This window comes from Phyllobacterium sp. (assembly GCF_037994405.1).
GTDB lineage: Bacteria > Pseudomonadota > Alphaproteobacteria > Rhizobiales > Rhizobiaceae > Phyllobacterium.
The window spans coordinates 21,952-28,275 of sequence record NZ_JBBNAN010000457.1 but is presented as its reverse complement, the minus strand read 5'-3'; the positions used below and the strand labels follow the sequence as shown (position 1 = coordinate 28,275).

6 protein-coding genes and 1 pseudogene are annotated in these 6,324 nt (G+C 62.3%); 6 read left to right on the top strand and 1 reads right to left on the bottom strand.

What is annotated here, in order from left to right; genetic code table 11:
- The 6 genes and pseudogenes from AAAC48_RS25400 to AAAC48_RS25375 form a co-directional block, all read left to right on the top strand.
- Window positions 1–311 (top strand): annotated as a pseudogene (locus tag AAAC48_RS25400) (RraA family protein); the annotation flags it as partial.
- Window positions 312–315: 4 nt separating this feature from the next.
- A complete protein-coding gene (locus AAAC48_RS25395; protein WP_340656863.1) occupies window positions 316–1,320 on the top strand; it encodes a D-2-hydroxyacid dehydrogenase family protein in 1,005 nt (334 codons plus the stop codon).
- Window positions 1,317–2,105, top strand: coding sequence for an SDR family oxidoreductase (locus AAAC48_RS25390; protein ID WP_340656862.1), 789 nt, complete (start codon window positions 1,317–1,319; stop codon window positions 2,103–2,105). The genes AAAC48_RS25395 and AAAC48_RS25390 overlap by 4 nt, the downstream gene beginning before the upstream one ends.
- A 42-nt stretch (window positions 2,106–2,147) precedes the next feature.
- Window positions 2,148–3,467, top strand: a complete 1,320-nt coding sequence (locus AAAC48_RS25385) for an MFS transporter (RefSeq protein WP_340656861.1) — start codon at window positions 2,148–2,150, stop codon at window positions 3,465–3,467.
- A 180-nt stretch (window positions 3,468–3,647) separates the two neighbouring features.
- Window positions 3,648–4,040, top strand: coding sequence for a RidA family protein (locus AAAC48_RS25380; protein WP_340656860.1), 393 nt, complete (start codon window positions 3,648–3,650; stop codon window positions 4,038–4,040).
- A gap of 350 nt (window positions 4,041–4,390) precedes the next feature.
- A complete protein-coding gene (locus AAAC48_RS25375; protein WP_340656859.1) occupies window positions 4,391–5,260 on the top strand; it encodes an MBL fold metallo-hydrolase in 870 nt (289 codons plus the stop codon).
- Window positions 5,261–5,397: 137 nt separating this feature from the next.
- Here AAAC48_RS25375 and AAAC48_RS25370 read toward each other — a convergent pair whose 3' ends face one another.
- A complete protein-coding gene (locus tag AAAC48_RS25370; RefSeq protein WP_340656858.1) occupies window positions 5,398–6,306 on the bottom strand; it encodes an ABC transporter substrate-binding protein in 909 nt (302 codons plus the stop codon).
- Window positions 6,307–6,324: the final 18 nt, after the last annotated feature.

Genomic DNA, 6,324 nt, shown 5'->3' with positions numbered 1-6,324 from the left:
TCTTCGGCGGCATCCGCGATGTCGACCATTCCCGTCGGGTCAGCTATCCGCTCTGGGCCACCGACATTACCCCGGTGACGGGAAAATGGCGCATCGAGACGGTGGAGATCAACGGCGACGTCCAGATCGCTGGCGTCCGCGTCTCGCCCGGCGACATCGTCGTCGCCGACGAAACCGGCGTGTGCTTCATCCCGATCGCCCGGGCTGCCGAGGTGCTGGAACGGGCGCTTGCCAAGGCCGCCTTTGAGCACGAGAAATGCACGGCGATCGACGCCGGCACCGCGGTTGCCGATCTCCCAACGAAAGAGTGATGCCATGGCCGGTTTTATGCGGAGACTGCATGTCTCCATTCTCGACGACTACCAGGATGTCGTCCGTACGCTCGACTGCTTCACCAAGCTGAAAGGCCACGACGTTACCATCTGGAACGACGCGATGGCCGACGTGGACGTCTTGGCCGAGCGATTGGCCGCCGCCGACGTGCTGGTCCTGTTGCGCGAGCGCACCAAGATCGGTGAAGCGCTGCTCAGCCGCCTGCCGAATCTTAAGCTGATCAGCCAGAGCGGTCACCTACCGCACATCGACCTCGCGGCGTGCACGCGGCAGGGCGTGATGGTGTCCTCGGCCCTGACCCAACGCCCGTCCTATCCCACAGTCGAGTTCACTTGGGGTCTGATCCTGGCGGCGATGCGCAACATCCCGCTCGAAAGCGCGGCGCTGCGCGAGGGCGCTTGGCAGAGCACCGTCGGGCTGGGCTTGCGCGGCCGAACGCTGGGGATCTACGGCTTTGGCCGGCTCGGCTCGATGGTGGCGCGGATCGGCGTGGCGTTCGGCATGGAGTTGCTAATCTGGGGACGGCAGGGCTCACTGGACCGGGCGAAGGCCGAGGGCTTCCCGATTGCCGCGAGCAAGCAGGCGTTATTCGAGCAGGCGGACGTGCTCAGCCTGCACCTTCGCCTCAACGCGGAGACCACCGGCCTGATCGGCCCCGACGAGCTTGCCCTGATGAAGCCGACGGCGCTGCTGGTGAACACCAGCCGGGCGGAATTGATCCAGCCGGGGGCGCTTGTGGCGGCGTTGCACAACGGCCGGCCCGGGAAGGCCGCGCTCGACGTGTTCGAGCACGAACCGCTGACCGACCCGGCGGACCCGCTTTTGCAGCTGCCGAACGCCCTGTGCACGCCGCATCTCGGCTATGTAGAGCGCGACAACTATGAATTCGCCTACGGCAACGCCTTCGATCAGATCGTAGCCTTCGCCAAGGGTACCCCGATCAACATCCATAACCCGGATGTGGTGAAACAGGAGCATGTGCAATGAACCTCGAGCTTGACGGGAAAGTCGTTCTAATCACCGGCGGCAGCAAGGGCATCGGCCTTGCCTGTGCCCGCGCCTTCGGCAGCGAAGGCGCCCGCGTGGTTATCGTGTCACGCAGCCGGGACAATCTGGCTGCCGCCCAGGCAATATTGGCAGCGGATGGCATCGAAGTCACACCATTCGCGGCGGACCTGTCCGACGAGGCGGCGGCTGAACGGGCGGTGGTCGCGGCCGAAGATGAGGTCGGACCGGTAGCTGTGCTGGTCAATTCCGCCGGCGGCGCCGTGCGCGTGCCCCCAGGTGAACTGACACCGGACAGGTGGCGCGTGGCAATGGACGCGAAGTTCTTCACGTATATGAACGTCATGGACTACGTCCTGCCGCGGATGGTGTCGCGGCGGACGGGCGCGATCGTCAACATTATCGGCACCGGCGGCAAGATCGCCTCACCGATCCACCTCCCCGGCGGAGCGGCAAACGCGGCTCTGATGCTGGCTTCCGCAGGGCTGGCCGCGGCGTGGGGCCACGCCGGCGTCCGCGTCAACGTCATCAATCCCGGAGCGACCATGACGGGCCGGGTGCAGATGTCCCTGGAGGCGGAATCGCGCGCGACCGGAAAGCCGCCAGAAGAAGTGCTGCGTCAAAACCAGCAGCGCATACCGCTCGGGCGTTATGCCGCTCCGGAGGAGGTGGCGGATGCGGCGCTGTATCTGGCGAGCGCCCGTGCGTCCTACGTGACCGGCGCGTCGCTGACCATGGACGGAGGGTTGACGCCGCTCGTCGTGTGACCGGCTGAGCCGGAGACAAAGTCAAACATTGGGAGGAACCAAATGTTCAGCTGGTATCGTGAATTGACAAAGCGGGAGCGAAATACGTTCTGGGGATGCTTTGCCGGATGGGCGGTCGACGCGATGGACGCACAGCTTTTCAGCTTTGTGCTCCCCGTCCTCATCGCCGCCTGGGGCATGACGACGGCGCAGGCAGGCTACCTGGCCACAGCGACCCTCATGTCCGCGGCCGTCGGCGGCTGGGCATGTGGCTACCTGGCGGACCGCATCGGTCGCGTGCGCGTCCTGCAATTCACCATTCTGTGGTTCTCGCTGTTTACCTTCATCGCGGGCTTTGCCCAGAACTTCGAACAGCTCATCGTTCTGCGCGTGCTGCAAGGGCTGGGCTTCGGTGGCGAGTGGGCCGCCGGTGCGGTGCTGATGGGTGAGATCATCCGGCCTGCCCATCGCGGCAAGGCGGTGGGTTGCGTCCAGAGCGGCTTCGGCATCGGCTGGAGCATGGCGGCGATATTGGCCGGCGTGGTCCTGGCCTACGTACCGGCGGATTACGCCTGGCGAATGCTGCTGATGATCGGGGTGCTGCCCGGCCTATTGGTGCTGTACCTGCGTCGCACCATCGAGGAGCCGGAGCTCTACCAGCAGACTCGCGCTGCAATAAGGGCGGCCGGTCGCGGCCCCGGGCTCGGGGCGATCTTCCAGCCGGACATGCTGCCGATCACGATCCTGGCGTCGCTGCTGGCGTTCGGCGTGATCGGCGTCGGCGGGGCCATTGTGAACTGGCTGCCGACGTTCATGAAGACGGTCCGGCAGCTGTCGCCAAGCGCCTCGGGGTATTATGTCTTCCTGGTAACCGGCGGTTCGTTCTTCGGTTTTCTGGCAAGCGCCTATTTGTCTGACATGCTCGGCCGACGGCGGACGTTCCAGCTGTTTCTGGTCTGCTCCTGGCTTGTGACCATCGCGTACATGTTCCTGCCTTTGTCCGGGTGGGCACTAATTCTGATGGGTGTGCCGTTCGGCTTCTTCACAATCGGCAACTACGCAGCGCTTGGCCCGTTCTTCACCGAGCTGTTCCCTACCGCCGTTCGCGGCAGCGGCCAAAGCTTCGCCTACAACTTCGGCAAGGCGGCCGGCGCCGTCGCAGTCTCCTGCATCGGCATTCTTGCCCAGTGGATTACCTTGGCCGAGGCCATCGGGCTGATCGCGCTGTCGGGCTACAGCATCGCGATCTTTGCCACCCTGCTGCTTCCTGAGACGAAAGGCATCAACCTTGCGCCGGGCTTTGGCCCCGCAGCGGACGGGGGCGATCGGTCGATTGCTGCGGCGTCGGCTCCGACGGAACAGCCCATCCCCGGCAGGCCGTGACCGCCTCGTCCCGGCGGCGGCCAGTAACGGAGAGGCTGCCCCCACGTCCGCAGAAAGCCGGCCCGCGATGCGGCCGACGACCGGACGGCGCATGCAAAAGAATGTGAGGAGAAGATAGATGATTGTTCAATTGACAATGGCTATTGCGCCTGACGGGGCGGAACACGAGGCAACCTGACCATGAGCCGCCGTAAGAGTATCACCGTCGAGGGCCTCGCCCACAAGCACCCGGTGCCCAACGCCTGTCGCATCGGTAACCTGATCATCTCGGGCGCGATCCATGGCGTAGACCCCGCCACGCACGCCATGCCGGTGGACCTGCTCGCCCAGTGCGCCAACGTATTCGCCAATATGAAAGCCATTGTCGAGGCTGCCGGCGGAAGCACGGAGAACATCATCAAGATGACCGTCTACTTGCGCGACCGCGACAACCGGGGGCCACTGAATGAGGAATGGCTCCGCATGTTTCCGGACGCCGCAAGCCGTCCGGCCCGACACTCCCAACCCCTGCTGGTGGACGGCCCGTCGTTGATCCAGTGCGACTTCATGGCAGTGATCGGGGAGGCGCAATGATGGGGCTGCCAAGCGGCCCTCGCCGCTATGGAGCACCACGATCATATTTATCAAGCCACACATCATTCACCATGATGATGACGGTTCCGTCGAATTATAAATTGGACGGAGATGATGCGACGTGAAACGTTCTTGTCCGATACAGCAATGCGGCTGAGCCCAGTTACGACGGGGGAAATTGATCGTGCGCCTGCGTGATGCTCAACCGCCTGATCCGAGATTCGACAGCCTCAAGGAAGCCAGCAATGACCCAAACCAGACCGGTTAAACTCACCCGCCGTTACCTTCTTACTGCCTCGTGCCTCTGCCTTGGTTGCCTGGTGTCCGGGCCCCTGCTCGCTGACGCTCCAATGGTAAAGAGCGAGGCGCCTGGCTTCCATCGCTTGATGATTGGGGACTGCGAGGTAACGGTGCTTTCCGACGGCCACCTTCCGCTTGCGGCCATGAAGTTGCTGCAAGGGGACTCCTCTCAGATCGCTGAAGCGCTAAAACGTAACTTTCTCGGAGAGCAGGTCGAGACCTCCCACAATTCCTTTCTTGTGAATACCGGCACCAAGCTGGTGTTGATCGATGCAGGCGCCGGCACTCTATTAGGGCCGCACACGGGCCAATTGCTAAACAATCTTCGGGCGGCAGGGTATCGGCCAGAGCAGGTGGACGAGATCTATCTCACCCATATGCACGCAGATCACATCGGCGGTCTGATCGCCGGGGACCAGCGAGCCTTTCCCAACGCTATCGTCCGCGCCGACAAGCGCGATACCGATTACTGGTTGAACGAGGAAAACATGCGCGCTGCTCCGACCGAAGCCAAGCGTTTCTTTCAAGCCGCCATGGTTTCCGTGTCTCCGTACATGCGAGCCGGCCAGCTCAAGACGTTTGACGGCATCACCGACTTGATCCCGGGTGTGCGTGCGCAGCCAGCATATGGGCATACCCCCGGGCATACGATGTACGTCGTGGAGAGCAAGGGCGAAAAGCTCCTGGCGTGGGGCGATATCGTCCATGTCGCCGCGGTGCAGTTTGCCGACCCGACCGTCACCATCGGATACGACGTCGACAGCGCCGAGGCGAAACAGGAGCATTGGCGCATCTTTGAAGACGCGGCGAAGAACGGCTACCTTATCGGGGGCGCGCACCTGCCGTTTCCCGGACTCGGTCACGTGCGCAGCAATGGCGACAAGGCCTATGCGTTTGTGCCGCTGAATTCGTTGCTATAGCATTTGCGGCGCAGGCTCTGATACTTCGCGGGTGAGCCAACCAGTAGGTTGCTTTTTGCCATATCGCGCGGAGCGAGTACATCTTCGGAGTAAATCATGCCCGCCGTCTGATTCAGCCTCCCGGCAAGGTAAAACCATCACCCAATTACCTTTTGGAGATAGGAGCAATCAAAAACACGAGTGGCCGATGTCCGGTTTCCTTCATCGAGCAGGCCCGCGCGGATCATCAGGTCGATGGTAGTCTCCAGCGCCTTGTCTGGAATAGCGAGGCCGTGCGGCCACATGCCCATATCACGCATGTAACGTAGCCCACGACGAGCCAGAACTGCGTCGTCCGGCACGGTGATACGCTGGAAGATTGGCAGCGTGATCTCCTCCATCGCGGGATCGTTGGTGATCACATAGGCGTCGACCAGCGCCTCCACGAGCTTCCCGACCGTTTCGCGGTTCGCGTCAAGCCAACCCTTGTTGGCGATGAGCGCGGCAAACAGGATTTCCGGGATGACGTCGTTGACCTCGCCGATCAGATTGTATCCCGCGTTGTCCGCCACGAAATTCCATGGCGCAGGCTGCGGCGCGCAATCGATCTCGCCAGCCTGCAACGCTTCCCAGCGCTTGGTGTGGATGCCCGCGAGAACAAATTCATAGTCACCTGGGTATTGCAGTCCCTCACGGGCAAGCAGCATCTGCGTGTAGATCGCTGTTCCCTCGGTCAGCGACGAGGTGCCGATTTTCTTACCCTTTAGTTCGGCGATCGACTTGATCGAAGCATCTGCCACGATCGACATGGGAAGACGGTTGGAATTCGACGCCAGCACACGGAGCTCGCCGCCTTTGACGTAGTTTGAAATGGCGCCTTCAGGCGGTGTGATCGCGAGATCTGCCTCGCCATCTAGGACGGCAATCGTCGCCTTGTCGACGCTGCCCATGCGCAGATAATCAATCTTGAGCCCGCGCTTCTCGAACAGGCCCTGCTCTTCAGCGACGAAGACCGGTAACCAGTTGAAACCCTGTGCACCACCCGCCAATTTTACTGTAATCGTCATGAACGTTCCTCCAATGTG